The organism is Bythopirellula superficialaquae, from assembly GCF_059632245.1.
On sequence record NZ_CP197426.1, the window covers coordinates 564,823 to 580,173 of the forward strand.

General features: G+C 55.1%; 9 protein-coding genes. 7 read left to right on the forward strand and 2 right to left on the reverse strand.

Features of this window, described 5'->3' with window-relative positions; translation table 11 throughout:
• Window positions 1-15: 15 nt before the first annotated feature.
• The 6 genes from SH678x_RS02525 (at window position 16) to gad (ending at window position 12,524) form a co-directional block, all read left to right on the forward strand.
• On the forward strand, window positions 16-2,004 hold the full coding sequence (locus SH678x_RS02525; protein ID WP_496921314.1) for a glycoside hydrolase family 30 beta sandwich domain-containing protein: 1,989 nt from the start codon (window positions 16-18) through the stop codon (window positions 2,002-2,004).
• 184 nt (window positions 2,005-2,188) lie between these two features.
• Window positions 2,189-5,017, forward strand: coding sequence for a glycoside hydrolase family 2 TIM barrel-domain containing protein (locus SH678x_RS02530; protein WP_496921315.1), 2,829 nt, complete (start codon window positions 2,189-2,191; stop codon window positions 5,015-5,017).
• A gap of 147 nt (window positions 5,018-5,164) precedes the next feature.
• Window positions 5,165-6,469: an efflux RND transporter periplasmic adaptor subunit gene (locus tag SH678x_RS02535; protein ID WP_496921316.1), complete on the forward strand. Its 1,305-nt coding sequence runs from the start codon at window positions 5,165-5,167 to the stop codon at window positions 6,467-6,469.
• A gap of 24 nt (window positions 6,470-6,493) precedes the next feature.
• Window positions 6,494-9,739 (forward strand): efflux RND transporter permease subunit, encoded by a 3,246-nt coding sequence (locus SH678x_RS02540; protein ID WP_496921317.1) that lies wholly within the window; start codon window positions 6,494-6,496, stop codon window positions 9,737-9,739.
• 141 nt (window positions 9,740-9,880) lie between these two features.
• Window positions 9,881-10,978, forward strand: coding sequence for a PEP-CTERM sorting domain-containing protein (locus SH678x_RS02545; protein ID WP_496921318.1), 1,098 nt, complete (start codon window positions 9,881-9,883; stop codon window positions 10,976-10,978).
• A 148-nt stretch (window positions 10,979-11,126) separates the two neighbouring features.
• A complete protein-coding gene (gad, locus tag SH678x_RS02550) occupies window positions 11,127-12,524 on the forward strand; it encodes a glutamate decarboxylase (RefSeq protein WP_496921319.1) in 1,398 nt (465 codons plus the stop codon).
• A 110-nt stretch (window positions 12,525-12,634) separates the two neighbouring features.
• Here gad and SH678x_RS02555 read toward each other — a convergent pair whose 3' ends face one another.
• Both SH678x_RS02555 and SH678x_RS02560 read right to left on the reverse strand, forming a co-directional pair.
• Window positions 12,635-13,078, reverse strand: a complete 444-nt coding sequence (locus SH678x_RS02555; protein WP_496921320.1) for a GNAT family N-acetyltransferase — start codon at window positions 13,076-13,078, stop codon at window positions 12,635-12,637.
• A 168-nt stretch (window positions 13,079-13,246) separates the two neighbouring features.
• A complete protein-coding gene (locus tag SH678x_RS02560; RefSeq protein WP_496921321.1) occupies window positions 13,247-13,666 on the reverse strand; it encodes a GNAT family N-acetyltransferase in 420 nt (139 codons plus the stop codon).
• A gap of 593 nt (window positions 13,667-14,259) precedes the next feature.
• Between SH678x_RS02560 and SH678x_RS02565 the strand changes: the two genes are divergently transcribed.
• A complete protein-coding gene (locus SH678x_RS02565; RefSeq protein WP_496921322.1) occupies window positions 14,260-14,925 on the forward strand; it encodes a DUF4142 domain-containing protein in 666 nt (221 codons plus the stop codon).
• Window positions 14,926-15,351: the final 426 nt, after the last annotated feature.

Sequence of the window (15,351 nt, forward strand, 5' to 3'; positions counted from 1 at the left end):
GCAGAGATTTTGAAGATGCTCTCGAACAGAAATTGCTTAGTAATTCTCGTCGCTAGTTTCAGCGTCTGCGTGACCACATCTCTGCACGCGCAAATCTCAGCCACCGTCACCGTCGACGCGGCTAATGTTCGCTCGGTCATGTCTCCGCTGGGCATCGGTCTGCACACGTCGCCCTATTACAACAATATGTCTCACCCCACCGTGGACGACCGGCTTGAAGAAGCGGGCGTGACCACGCTTCGTTATGGCGGTGGCGGCTATGCCGACGTGCTGCATTGGTCGGTCGCGCGGCCTCAATGGGAAAGCGGCATCACCGGGGGCGGCTTGTCTCCCTGGTGGGGCGAGCCCACCAACTTTGGTTACGTCGGCCCGGGCTCGGGATTCAACGGATTCGTGGGGCTGCTCGATCAACTTGAAAATGGCAAATCGGTAGTGACAGTCAACTACGGCTCAGCGATGAAGTTTGTCGGTGGCCAGATGCAGGTGCCCGACTACGGGGGACAACCCAAGGAAGCCGCGGCGTGGGTAGCCTATGCCAATGCCGACGCGAGCATTTACGGCACTCCCAACGACATCGTGATCGGCGTCGACCAGCAGGGGAACGATTGGAAGACCGCCGGCTACTGGGCGAAATTGCGTGCTTCGACCTCCGGCGAGTATCAATCGTGGGCTCAAGCCGACGGCGTCTATAGCAGCTACAACTCGTTCTTGGCGATCAATCGCGATGCGCCGGTGGGCATCGAATATTGGGAAATCGGCAACGAAACGTTCGGCACGGGTTATTACGGCGGTGGCAACGGCTACACGGTCGATTATCGTGTCCCCTACAACGGCACGAATCGCGATGACAACCCCGCACTCTCGCCTGCCACTTATGGTCAGGAGGTTGTCGAGTATGCCGAGTTGATGAAGTCGATCGATCCCAACATCAAGATCGGGGCCGTGCTGGCGACTCCGCCGGATGATTACGGTTGGTCCTACGCCGACTTGAACGACAACGGTTCGAAGCAATCCAACGAAGCCTACTGGAACGACGAAGTTCTCTCGCAACCCGGCGTGGCCGACAACGTCGATTTTGTGATGGTTCATTGGTATCCGTGGGCGGGAGATAATGCCAACGGTTCGAGTCTGTTGTCGCAAGTGCGCACGAAGATTCCGCACATGATCAACGGCACTACGGCGGGGCAGGACACCGGCTCGAACGCGGGGATTCGCGATACCTTGGCCACTCATAATTTGTCTGAAGCCGAGATCATGATCACCGAGTTCAATTACATGGGCTCACTGCAATCGGGCGTCGCGAACAGCGTGGAATCGATTTTCGTGGCCGATGCTTACGCAAGCTGGCTTGGGTTGGGGGTCACCAGCGTGCAGTACCTTGAGATGCTCACCAAAGATTTTCTGGATGACTCGAGCGGCTTCGCTCGCGGTTCGGCCTTCTATGGGATTTCGATGGTCGACAAATTGGTCGAGCCGGGGGAATCGCTCGTCAATGCGACGACCAGCAACAACAACGTTCGCACGCATGCCGCGTTGCAGGACGATGGCAGCATCGCCGTGATGGTGTTGAATCTCGATCAATCGCAATCGGCGAACGTGACCGTCAACATTGCCAACATCGCCCTGGGCAGCACGGGCACCAAGTATTTGCTCACCGGCGGGACGAACCTCACGAACAATGCGGAGTCAGCGCTTGGCAACTCGTTCACGATTAGCTTGCCCGCGCGGTCGATTGCGACTTATATCATCGATGCGGCCCCCCAACTGCTGGGCGATTTTGACGGCGATGGCGACGTCGATGGCCGCGACTTTTTGGCCTGGCAAAGTGGTGCATCGCCCAACCCCTTCAGCGCCGAGGATTTAGCCGACTGGCAAGAGAACTTCGGCGTGATCCCCGAAGTGGTCGCCACCTTGGCCGTCCCCGAACCAATGAGCTATGGAATCGCTGTGGGGCTGGCCCTGCTCACGGGCATGAGTCGCACCCCCGGTCGAGTTTTGCGCTAATTAAGTGCGACTCGCCGCCAAATTCGTGATTTGTGGTTAAGGCCCAACTCCGTTTGGGTAATTTCTTCCTGCGGCACCATGCTTAAAGCCTGCGACTGGGCATTTAGTTTCCCGGTTTGGGTTCATAAACTACAGCAGGGTGCGCTTCGCTTTTCAGATGCTTCGATAGGTTGGGCCGGTCTCGATGAATTGCTTGAATCGTATTTGCTGTGCCATTTTCTTTGGCTTTTGGGTCGTTCTCTCATCCGTGGCCGTTCAGGCCGCGGAAGAAAGCACGCGGCTGAGTGATTGGCGATTCACGCAGGGTGATCCCGCGAATGCCGAGGCGACCGACTTCGACGACAGCGCGTGGAGCAACGTTCGCGTCCCCCATGATTGGGCCATCGCCGGTCCGTTCGATCCCGAGGAAGATGGCTTCGCCGCGAAATTGCCCTGGAAAGGCGAGGGCTGGTATCGCCAGGAGTTTACGCTCGACCGACCCGAGGGATCGCGCGTGTATCTCGACTTCGATGGCGTGATGGCCTTCCCCAAAGTCTATATCAACGGCAAGCTCGCCGGCGAATGGGATTACGGCTACACCTCGTTTCGCGTCGACGCCACCGACCACGTGAATCTTAAGGGCAAAAATGTCGTCGCCGTGCACGTCGACACAACCAACCACGGCACGCGCTGGTATCCCGGTGCGGGGATCTATCGCAAGGTGATGCTCGAAGTTCGCGAGCCGATTCATCTCGCGCATTGGGGCGTGTTTGTCACGACGCCGGAAGTCAGCAAAGAATCAGCAACCGTCAAAGCGGCAATCACCGTCGAGAACCACAACTCCGCACCCACCAAGGGACAACTTAAATTTACGATTCTCGATCCCACGGGCAAAAAAGTTTCTACCACGGACGCAGATCTTGAATTGCAAGTTGGTGAAACAGAGTTTGGCTACGAGACCAATGTCGTGAATCCCGAACTGTGGGATGTGGACCATCCCCATTTGTATTCGCTAAAGACCGAGGTGATCGTCGACGGCCAAACGGTCGATTCGCAAACGACACCTTTTGGTATCCGCACGTTTGAATTCACGGCTGACGACGGTTTTCATTTGAATGGCCGTCGTGTGCAGTTGTATGGCGTGAACCTGCATCACGATCATGGCCCACTGGGCGGGGCGTTCAACACCCGCGCGATGGAGCGGCAACTCGAAATCATGCAGGAGATGGGCGTTAACGCCTTGCGCACCAGCCACAACGCCCCCGCGCGAGAGGTCTTGGAGCTGTGCGACCGGATGGGCATCCTCGTTTGGGACGAATGCTTTGACAAATGGAACAACACTGCGGATCGCGTCGACGGCAAGCCGACGCACGAAGAACATGGCGAGCGTCATCTGCGGAGCATGATTTTGCGCGATCGCAATCATCCCTCGGTGGTGTTGTGGTCCATCGGCAACGAGATTCCTGATGACGAAGAAGGGGTCAATCCCGAACGCGTCCGCATGATGGCCAACATCGTGCGCAAGTACGACACGACTCGTCCCGCGACGATAGGGAGTTGTTTTCCCGAACAGGTAGCCAAGGGCATTTACGAAGGAGTCGACGTCGTCGGTTGGAATTACATGCGCCGCTACGACAAGCATCGCGAGCTCATGCCCGAGAAGCCGATTGTCTACAGTGAGTCAGCCTCGGCGTTGAGTTCGCGCGGGTTTTACAACTTGCCATTCCCCGAGACCAAAACGGATTACGCCCCCGGTCTGCAGGTTTCGTCCTACGACTTGAATGGTGCCCCCTGGTCGGACGTGGCCGACGCGGAATTTCGTTTGATGCAGGACGACAAATTCGTGGCTGGAGAGTTTGTGTGGACCGGTTTCGATTACCTGGGTGAACCAACGCCGCACAGCGCCGATGCGATCAGTTCCTATTTTGGCATCGTCGATTTGTGTGGCATCCCCAAAGATCGCTATTGGCTCTATCGCAGTCATTGGCGGCCCGAGGAAACGACCGTGCATATCCTGCCGCACTGGAATTGGCCCGATCACGTGGGGAAGAATGTCCCCGTGTTCGTTTACACCAACGGCGATTCGGCAGAGTTATTTCTTAACGGCAAGTCGCTCGGTCGCCGCACAAAAGGCGAAGTCCCGGCCCGCCCCACCAATTTTGCGACCGCTGCAAAATTCACAGCGAGCTCGAGTCAACCCGGCAAGGAGCCCGACTATGTCGCCGACGACGACTTCGTCACGCGGTGGTGCGCGGATGCAGGCACGGCTGGGCAATGGTTGGAAGTCGATTTGGGCGAGATCAAACCGATTAAGTGCTTACTCTTGGAACTAGAAAAAGAAGCTAAGAATTATGGCTACGTCGTGAAGACGTCGGTCGATGGCGAGAATTGGGAAACGCTTGTCACGAAACCAACCAGCAACCAACCGGAATGGGGCGGGCCGAAAACCTCACCGCATGACGTTGACACGCAAGCTCGCTATCTGCGGATCGAGTTTGATGAACTTAGTGGTCGGGCGTGGGCAAGCATCTGCGAGTTGGGAATCTTTCCCGAGCATGTCGACTCTTATTATTTTGATTGCACCTACGACTATCGCCTCCGCTGGAACGACGTGGTTTACGAACCGGGAGAGCTCAAAGTCATCGCTTACAAGGATGGTAAAGAAATCGGCACGGCGACGATGAAAACCGCCGGTGAGCCAGCCCAGGTGCGGCTAACCCCCGACGGAAAGGAACTCACGGCTTCGGGGGATGATCTCTGTTACGTGCTTGTCGAGGCTTTGGGCAAAGAGGGTGTGCCGTGCCCCTTGGCGGAGAACATGATCGAGTTCGAGGTCGACGGCCCTGCTGAGATTGCCGGCGTGGGCAACGGCAATCCCATATCGTTGGAACCGTTTCAAGCGGACCATCGCCAACTTTTTTTCGGCAAGGCGATGCTGATCCTTCGTACCCAAGCAGGAAAAGCTGGCCCCATCAAAATCACCGCGAAATCGGCTGGTTTAACACCGACCAGTGTGGAAGTCTCGTCCCACTAGCGGCACAACAAGGCGTGGGCTTGTTCCGATGGGAAACTGCTATTTCTTAGGTTAAAATTGAACCTGGCCATCGGTTACCGCGTAACAGGTGATTGGACGCCCTCCTCCCGCCTTTTTGACCCTGCAATCTCCCGCCGGAATCCATTCATGCCTGCGACGTATCCCGTTCGTTGGGTTCGCCTAGCGCTGTTGTCGGCCCATGCGCTTATTGGATGTACCGCGCTCATCGGATGCACCAAGCCCGTGGCAACCCAAACGACAGCGACCGCACCCGTCGCAGCCAAGGAAGTCGTGGTCGTCCGCGCTCAACTTCAATCCTGGCCGCAAACCGTGCGCGTGCAAGGGAGTTTGTTGGCCTACGAAGATGCAGTGATTGGTTCCAAGCTCGCGGGCCGAGTGGCGGAAGTGAACGTCGATCTAGGCAGCGTCGTTAAGAAGGGCGAAGTTTTAGTGAAACTCGTCCGCAGCGAGCTCGATCTACGCGTCGGCTTGGCCGAAGCTCAACTTCGTCAAGCTTGTGCGGCGATTGGCATCACTCCAGAAGATGATGAAACACAATTCGATGCGTCATCCGCCCCCGGCACGATGATGGAACAAGCGCTGGTGAACGAAGCGCAAAGCACCGTCAACCGTGCGCAGCAACTCTTGAGTTCACGGGCCGTCACCGAGCAAGAATTCGACACGATGGTGGCCCAGTTAAAAGCAGCCCAAGCTCGTTACAACGCCGCGATCAATATGGTTGGCGAACAGATCTCGATGATTGGCGTCCGTCGCAAGGAGCTGGCCCTGGCCAAGCAAATGGTGACCGATTCGGAAGTCGTGGCCCCCTTTGATGGCGTCGTGGGCGAGCGCTTGGTTTCGCCCGGCGAATTCGTGGGGGCAGGGCAGGCGGTCGTGTCGCTCGTTCGCTCGGATGTGCTCCGCTTCACGGCTGGCATTCCTGAAAGTCGTGCCTCAGAGATTCATGTCGGTCAACCGCTCAACATCAACAGTGGCCGCAACATCGCCGCGCCGATTGCCACCAAGCTGACGCGGGTCAGCCCCACGGTGATGCAGGCGACTCGCTCGATTTTGATCGAAGGCGACGTGCCGAATCCAACGTTGGAATTCCAAGCCGGTTTATTTGCGCAAGCCGAAGTTGTGGTCGATCCCGACGAACAAGCCATTGTGTTGCCATTAACGGCCGTAAGTCGCTTCGCCGGCGTGCAAAAAGTGTGGGTCGTTGCCGACAACGTCGCCAAACAACAAACCGTCCGCACGGGACGTGAAGATGAACAGCGCATCGAAATCTTGAGCGGCTTGGAAAACGGCACGGTCGTGGTCCTGCGCGCCAGCGAGGGTCACGATGGACCAGTGATTCCACGCGAACAGTATTCCGAGAATCCACCGCAAGAAGAGATTCCTCAAACAACAACTCAAGAAATTTCGAAACCTAGCGGCGATAAAACGTAGTCGCACGCTATCTGGAGAATCTTCGTGCAGTGGTTAGCCCGAGTTTGCGTCGAACGTCCCATCTTCGCCTTGATGTTGATCTTGGCCGTGGTGGTCGCCGGTGTAACGTCTTATCCACACTTGGGCATCGACCGCTTTCCTAACATCGATCTCCCCACGATTCGCGTGCAGACCACGTATCCTGGCGCCGCGTCGTCGGAAGTGGAATCCGAAGTCACGCAGCCTTTAGAAGACGCCGTTGCCACGGTCGCGGGCCTCGATGAATTGCGGTCGATTTCCACCGACGGCACGTCGATGCTCATGCTCACGTTTCGGCTCGATCAGAATATCAACGTCGCGGCGCAGGACGTTCGCGATGCGATCTCCGCGATCATGAATCGCCTGCCACCCGATATCGATCCCCCCATTGTGCAGAAGCAGGACCTCGATGCCTCGCCGATCATGTCGATCGCCGTCTCAGGACCGCGCGATACCCGTGAGCTTTACTTCATGGCGGATCGCTATGTGAAAAGCACCATCGAATCAGCGCGCGGTGTGGGACAGGTTCTGATCGAAGGGGCCGTGGAACGGGCCGTTCAGGTGAACATCAACGCCGACAAACTCGCGGCCTATCGCCTGTCGATCATGCAGGTTCACGATGCGATCGTGGCTCAGAACGCCGAAGTCCCCGGCGGCCGCGTTGATGCCGGTTACCGCGAGTTGAGTCTGCGAACTTTGGGCCGTATGCCCGATTCGCGTGAGTTCAACCAACTTGTCGTCTCGACCGTCGATAACGTCCCCGTGCGAATCCGTGATCTCGGCGAGGCGGTCGACTTCACCAAAGAACGCCGCACGCTGGCCAAGTTCAACGGCGAACCGGCCGTGATTTTGCTCATCCAGCGTCAATCGGGCATGAACACCGTCGAAGTGATTGATGCCGTGAAGGAGCGTTTGAAAACGGCCCAGGAATTACTTCCACCCGACGTGAAAGCGCAGGTCCTGCAAGATCAATCGCGCTACATCCGCGCGGCGTTGCATGAGATTCAGAATCATCTGGTTTCCGGCAGCTTGATGGCTAGCATCATCGTGCTGCTCTTTATGCGTTCCTGGCGGTCGACAATTATCGCCGCCGTGGCGATCCCCACGTCGATCATCGGTGCCTTCGCCGTGATGAAGGCGATGGATTTCACATTGAACAATGTGACGATGCTCGCCCTGGTGTTGATGGTGGGCGTGGTGATCGACGATGCCATCATCGTGCTGGAGAACGTCTTCCGTGTGATCGAAGAAAAAGGGCTCTCGGCCAAAGACGCTGCCATCGAAGGGACGCGTGAGATCGGACTTGCCGTGCTAGCCACGACCCTGTCGTTGGTGATCGTTTTTTTACCGGTCTCATTTCTATCGAGCGTGACCGGCCGCTTGCTCTTTGAATTCGGCATCACCGCGAGCGTGGCGGTGATGATTTCGATGCTCGTGAGTTTTTCACTCACGCCGATGATGTGCAGCCGCATGCTGAAAGCAAATAAGCCAGCCGGTGTTGCGAACTCGAAATCGGCGGCAGGCCCTTCATCGCGCCGGGGCTTCTACCGCTTCATCGAAGGCGGGTACATGTTCCTGCTGCGCTATTCGCTCAAATTCAAGTGGCTGGTGATGGTCGTCGTGATTTTGACCATCGCCGCCAACGTGCCCCTTTATCGGTTGGTCAAGCAAGACTATATTCCGACCGATGTCGATGAAGCCGAGTTCGAAGCCCGCATCAGCGCGCCCGAAGGGGTGAGCATCTCGTCGATGGAAGAAATCGTCAACGCCATCGAACCACAGGTTCTCAAGATCCCAGGCATCACCAACGTGTTGACGACCGTGGGTGGTGGCGGCGGTGTGCGAGGCACAAGCTCGGCAGCCATGTATATTCGGCTCGAAGATATCGAAGGGCGTTCCTTCTCGTGGAGCCGCTTGGTGAAAGGACTCCTTGCCGGCAATCCCTCGCAAGCTTGGGAAGGCAATTTCAACCAGCGCGACAAGATGCGCGAAGTTCGCCAGATCATCGCACGCTATCCCGAATTGCGTGCTTCGATTCGTAATCTCACTTCTTTTCGGCAAGGTGCTCCGGTGGATATCGACTTCGTCGTCACCGGGCCAAGTCTCCAGACGTTGGCTGAGTTCAGTCAAAAACTCGCTCGCAAGGTTGCCGAGATCCCGGGCATTGTCGACGTCGATACCACGCTCCGCATGGATAAGCCCAATCTACTCGCCCACATCGATCGCGAACGGGCCGCTGCGCTCGGCGTCGACGTGCAGGAGATCGCCGACACGCTACGCGTCTCGGTCGGTGGCGATGACCGTGTGTCGCGTTTTTATGACAGCCAAGACGATGATGCCTATGATGTGGAGCTTCGGCTCGTCGGCGTTGACCGCGACGATACGCAATCGATTTCGCAGTTGTATATTCGCGCGATGCCACCCGCAGCGGCCAGAGTGCCGATGGTGGGTTTGGCCGCGCTCCCGTTGATTTCGGGCATTGGTTACGACGGTCGCACCAGCCCGCTTACCCGTATCGACAACGTCGTTACGTTTGAAGAAACATTCAGCCCCGCGCGGATCGACCGGCTCGATCGGCAGCGGATGTCGGCCGTGCGGGCCAATCTCGGTGCAGGCTACGCGCTCGCCGACCGCATTCAGGCCGTACAATCCGCCGCGGACGAACTCGGTTTGCCCCCCGGTTATTCCACGCGGGTGATGGGTCGCGCGAAGGAGTTGGAACTCACACTGCAAGAATTCGTGTGGACCTGTGCGCTGTCGTTTGTCTGCATGTATATCGTGCTTGCCGCGCAGTATGAGCATTTCATTCATCCGATCACGATCTTGCTCTCGCTGCCACTCGCCGTGCCGTTCGGACTGTTGAGTTTGTGGATCGGCGGCGAGACACTGAACCTCTATTCCGCGCTCGGAATTCTCGTGCTCTTCGGCATGGTAAAAAAAGCGTCCATCCTGCAGATCGATCACATCAACCAACTTCGTGCCCAAGGCATGCCCCGCGAGCAAGCGATCCTCGAAGGAAATCGCGACCGCCTACGGCCGATCCTCATGACGGCCATCTCCTTTATCGCAGGCATGGTTCCACTGTTGATCGCCACCGGCCCCGGTGCCGAGGAACGCCGCTCGATTGCCGTGCTGGTGGTGGGCGGCATGGCCTTGTCGTTGCTACTCACGCTGCTCGCCGTGCCGGTGATTTATCTCGTGCTGGATGACTTCGGCCGAGTGTTTCGCAGGAAAAAGCTGGTTACCAACTGAACAGTTTAACCAAGGCTGGCGTGCTTTTTGCTGAATCTCCATCCGGAGTTGGCAATTCTTAACAATCCCCGCTATCATGGGGTGAACGAACCTAATTCTTTTCATCAACGGATTCCGGGGGCCAAGCTCATGATTCGATGCATGTTACTGCACCGCATTGTTCTTCTGACATGCTGCTTCATTCTCGCCTCGACATCTAGCACCGCGTTCGCCCTCCCACCGTTGGGTCTCACGCAGATCACTTCGCAAACCAATATAAACTCCGGCCTCGAAGTCATCGACGGCACGGCCTATCTCAACGTCAGCAACGGTATCTGGACAGTGGACTCGTTGGGTACCAAAACGTTCACCGAAGTCGTACCAACTCCGGCGAGTCTCGTACCTACGACGCCTGTGGTGAAAGCCACGGATGGAGAGTTGTACTTTGTGGCCAATTGCGGCCCCTTTGGAAATTCCGAATCAACCTTGTTTCAATTCGGTCAGACGCTCACTCCCGTTGTCACATTTGGACAAGCTTTGACCTACGGAGTGGATTCTCAGCTACGCATGTTTGATGCGTATGGCGCAATATTTCTGTCAGATGGCTCGTTCGATGGGTATCTGGAAACCCCTGACGGTTTGTTTCAGGACTCGATTGTTGAGAGCCTCAACGGCGTAACCCCTAAAGGCTATATACTGGGTGTCGCCAGTGAACCAGATACGATAGGGACGTCACCTGCTTTATGGAATCCCGATGGCAGCTTCGCATCATTCTTGTATACCTCGGGCTTTGTCTTTCCGGGATCGATCAGAGATCGTGCCGATGGGAATGGTGTGAACATTAGCGATGGCGACAGTGGGCAGGTGATCCTTGGTGGGAATGGGTATGGCCTTACCGATGCAAATGGCACTCCTTTGCCGGCTGGACAAACTTATACTCAAGTTTCTCAAAGTAATTTTTTAGTGGGCCAGATCAACGATTTCGGTCCCAATCCAGACGAACTCTTCGGTTTCTTCCCTGGCATCGTTCCAGGCTTTGAAAATCGTGTTGTTCCGCTTTACGATCTTTTCCCCGAACTCGCCTCCATTGATATTGATGCAATCACCTCGGCGGCCTCAGTCAAGGGCAACCTCTACCTGACCGTCAGCGGTAGCGACGGCCTCTACTTGTTCGGAGCCCGCGATCCCTCTGTCCCCGAACCCACAACCGCTTTGCTGCTCCTAATTGGCCTGCCCATTCTCCTGCGCCGCAACCGGTAACATCTTGGGTGCCACTGCTGGCTCGCCCAGCAGTGTCTTCATTATTGGCTCGTTTTGTCGTCGTATCCTCCTGCGCCGTGCCTTGCCTCATCCTTCCATCTGCGGCAAGATACAAGCCAACTCATTCCGCGCCAGGAGGTTTTTATTCATGGCCCTGCATGCCCGCCATTCGGTCGAGAGTTCCCAGAACCGCCAACTCACGATGCCGACCGATCTATCCGTCAGCGTCCCCAAATACACGTTTCCCGCGGACGAGCATCAGCCGGATCAGGTCTATTCCTTGATTCATGATGAACTGCTGCTCGACGGCAATTCGCGGCAGAATCTTGCCACGTTCTGCCAAACTTGGGTCGAGCCCGAAGTCCACAAGCTCATGAACGAGTGTCTGGACAAAAACATGATCGATAAGGACGAGTATCCGCAGACGGCCGAGATCGAAGCCCGTTGCGTTCACATGCTCGCCGATCTGTGGAACTCTCCCGACGAAGCCAACACGATCGGCTGCTCCACGACCGGTTCGAGCGAAGCCGCGATGCTGGGTGGCATGGCGATGAAGCATCGCTGGGAGGCCAAGCAACGCGCGGCCGGCAAACCGACCGACAAACCCAACCTGATCACCGGTCCCGTGCAAGTCTGTTGGCATAAATTCGCCCGCTATTGGAATATCGAACTTCGCGAGATTCCGATGCAACAAGGTCGGTTGATCATGTCCCCGGACGAAGTTTTAAAGCGCTGCGACGAAAACACCATCGGTGTTGTCCCCACGCTGGGCGTCACGTTCGTCTGCCAATACGAACCGGTCCAGGCCGTGGCCGAGGCACTCGACAAACTTCACAAGGACAAAGGGATCGACATCCACATTCACGTCGACGCGGCCAGCGGCGGGTTTCTCGCCCCGTTTTGTGCGCCCGATCTCGTGTGGGATTTTCGTATTGCTCGCGTGAAATCGATCAACAGCTCGGGGCACAAGTTTGGTTTGGCCCCGTTGGGTGTCGGCTGGGTGCTGTGGCGGGAAGAAACAGACCTGCCCGAGGAGCTTGTCTTCTGGGTCAACTATCTGGGCGGCAACATGCGCGACTTCGCGCTGAATTTCTCGCGACCCGGCGGGCAAGTCATTTGCCAGTACTACAACTTCTTGCGCCTCGGCAGGGCCGGGTACCAACAAATCCAAACCGCTTGCTACGAGACAGCCCATTACATCGCCAACGAAATCAAACAACTCGGCCCGTTTGAGTTACTTTATGGTGGCGACATGCAGTCGGGCATCCCCGCGGTCTGTTGGGTGATGAAGCCCGGCACCTACGCTGGTTTCAATCTCTACGACGTCGCAGATCGCCTGCGAGTGCGCGGCTGGCAAGTCCCGGCGTACTCGCTGCCGTCCGAACTGCAAGAGAGGGTCGTACAACGCGTCCTAGTCCGCCGCGGCCTAACTCGCGATCTAGCGGAACTGTTGGTGCAAGACCTCAAGAGTGCGCTCACGCACTTGGAAAAGCATCCGGTGAGCCAATCGCTCACGGCAGGGGAAGGGACGGGGTTTCATCATTGAGAACGGAGATAGCAGACAGAATTGAGCCACGGATGAAACACAGAATTTCACGGAAGATATCTGTTCTGTAATCCGTGTTTCATCCGTGCCAATCCGTGGCCGAAGCATTACTAAAAAATTAGCGGCTTGTTAGGTTTTCTTATCATCAGAATATGAGTCGCGGTTTCACTCGTAGTATGGAATCCGAGTCTCTCATAAAGTGCTCTGGAGGGATTGATTTTTAGAACACCTAATTCAACGTCCTTCTGCAGGCGGTCTGCGCTACTGAGTATTTCTGAAAGAACTTCTGTTCCCAATAAATTTCTTTGGTAGGAAGGCAAAATATGAAGATCAAGAATCTCCAACTTTTCGTCGTCCTCTTTACAGGCTATCCATCCAACGGGAGTTGAATCGACGATTATGATATTCGTGTATAGAAGATTCTGGTGAGTGTAGCCTCGCTGGAAAGATTCATCCCAACTTCCATAAGCGAGAACTGAGTACTCCGCATAGGTTTGGTGCTTGATTTCATAGATCAAGTCAGCATCGTCGCTCGTGGCTGCGCGCATTTCCATGATTTGGCCTAGAAAACAAAGCTCAGTACTGTTTTAGGCGCCAGTATATGTGATTGAAGGAAAAGAAAAAGCAGAATTAGCCACGGACGAAACACGGATGTTCACGGAATAAATTGAATTCTTATCCGTGTTTCATCCGTGCCGATCGGTGGCCAAACTATCTTCTTGCTAACTCGCCCCGGTCGCCTGTCGCTCGTAATTCCGTCGCATCATTCCAGTGCCGCGGCGCAAACCTGACTTTTCGTAAAACTCCTGAACGGTTGGATCGCATGAGAGGTCGATGCTGTAGAAATCAACCAATTGATCGAGCATCCGCTGGACGAGTTGGCGACCGATGCCGCGACCGCGATATTCGGGAAGAACTTCCAGAAGTGGAATTGCTGCCGCAAAGAAGCCATCGCTGATCGCGTTGATGAAGCCAACGACACGCTGCTCATCCAAGGCAATCACGACGTGACTGCTACTGCGGAGAATCCGAAGGTGTGTTTCCGGGGATGGCGGGCTTGGCCATCCTCCAAAAAAACCACTGAGCATCGACGTATCTATGTCATCCGCAGTGGTTGAATAAGTAATATTGGTGTCTGACATGGTGAAATAAACGTTTCTTTACAGACATGATCCTAATGGCGTTATTATAGACAATTGCTGACTGCAATTTTGGCCGAAGGTCTCGACTCATCGTAGCGCCTAAATTTGGCCACTTAGTGTGATAAAATAGGCTTTTCATCACACCTCATTATATCTTGTGCGAAATAATTGCGCGCTCGACAGCCACGCCGATAATATCGTTGCCAGAGCGCTTGGAAGCCAACCACCGGTGCCGACCCAATAGTAATCGGAGAACAAAGATAAACAAAAATATTTTTAGAAAAACAACCAGAAACAATTAACCAATAAAATTGGTAGAGGACAGAGATAGGCAGCGTCAATATCTAGCCGCAATAAAGTTTCTCATGGAAGTATTAATGTAAAAACCTCAACAAAAGATGAGAGTGGCATCGGTTTTGCATGACGACAGTTCCCAAATACACGCCCCCATCGATTCCTACCTACCCGTGGGGTGTGATTGTGCTCTCGACGTTGAGGAGCACTGCCAGCATGCAAGTCCCCCGAAATCGCTTCGGGGGCGTTATGGCCTTGGCCATAAGTCGCTATCTTTTAGTTGATGAAGGAGTTGAGTTATGAAAATGAACAGAAATCTTTTGGCCTTATTGGTCATGGCAACGATGGCTCTACCTGTTGCCATGGCACAGCAGTCGTCCTATCAAGCCGCTACTTCGGCAGCGCAAGGCAACGAAAGTTCGTCCGCAGAGGATGCGCGTTTGGAAAGTCATATCGCGTCGTGCCTGATCCTCGCGAGTTTGAAAGAACAGGAGCTGAGCAAATTTGCCAAGGACAAAATCGATGAGGACAATGTCGAAGATTTCGCCAAAAAGATGGTGAAGGCGCACGACAAGATGGTTTCGAAGCTTGAAGAGTTTGCTCCCCATGCTGCGTCGGTAAGTCTTTCGGACGATAGCGACAACGATTCTAGCAATCAACGTGTTCGCAATGCTGCTTATGGCCAGGATCCCGTCGATCGCAAGCTGTTCACCATTCAGCGCCGTGCAGCCGAAAAGTGCCTCTCCATGATCAAGGAAGAAATGGAAGGTAAGGATAGCAATAAGCTAGCCGAGGCTTACGTGGCCCAACAAATCGGCGCGCAGATTGGTATGATCGCCGAACTGACCGCGGCCGAGCGCTCGGCATCGGGCGATTTGAAGGAAGTAATTCAAGAAGCGAAGCAGACGGCTGAAGATCACCTCGCCGAAGCGAAAGACTTGATGAAGGAACTTAAGAAGTCCTAGTCAAAGAAAGTTCTTCCTGAAACCGAAGCGGTACGTTGTCGCATAACCTGTGGCAACGAATCGCTTTTTTTTATTTTTAAAGTTGAGATTGAGTGTTTGAGATGATCGCCGGGTCTGCAACATTAGCTCCTAAATTTGGCCACTTGGTGGGGTAAAATACAGACTAAGTCGTAGACGTAGTAGTCATTCTGATAGGAGTTCTGCGACTCGAAGAATCTAGTTTCCATTGGTCAAGAGCTAAGAGCTAAGAGTCCAGTGCCATGCAGTCTGGCTCTTGGTTCTGGACTCTTCGCTCTTGGCTTGTTCACTGCAACCCCATTCCTGGCCACCCCCCAAAAAACATTCGTCCTATTCGTGGTTTCAAATTTTTCTCAATCCTGAAATCGCGAATAGACCCTGCCAAGTTGACCAAGTTGGAAAAGTTGA

Bases quoted from the DNA above. Each gene is read 5' to 3' on its own strand.
- SH678x_RS02525 (WP_496921314.1), top strand. From the start codon at position 16: ATGCTCTCGAACAGAAATTGCTTAGTAATTCTCGTCGCTAGTTTCAGC.
- SH678x_RS02530 (WP_496921315.1), top strand. From the start codon at position 2,189: ATGAATTGCTTGAATCGTATTTGCTGTGCCATTTTCTTTGGCTTTTGG.
- SH678x_RS02535 (WP_496921316.1), top strand. From the start codon at position 5,165: ATGCCTGCGACGTATCCCGTTCGTTGGGTTCGCCTAGCGCTGTTGTCG.
- SH678x_RS02545 (WP_496921318.1), top strand. From the start codon at position 9,881: ATGTTACTGCACCGCATTGTTCTTCTGACATGCTGCTTCATTCTCGCC.
- gad (WP_496921319.1), top strand. From the start codon at position 11,127: ATGGCCCTGCATGCCCGCCATTCGGTCGAGAGTTCCCAGAACCGCCAA.
- SH678x_RS02555 (WP_496921320.1), bottom strand. From the start codon at position 13,078: ATGGAAATGCGCGCAGCCACGAGCGACGATGCTGACTTGATCTATGAA.
- SH678x_RS02560 (WP_496921321.1), bottom strand. From the start codon at position 13,666: ATGTCAGACACCAATATTACTTATTCAACCACTGCGGATGACATAGAT.
- SH678x_RS02565 (WP_496921322.1), top strand. From the start codon at position 14,260: ATGAAAATGAACAGAAATCTTTTGGCCTTATTGGTCATGGCAACGATG.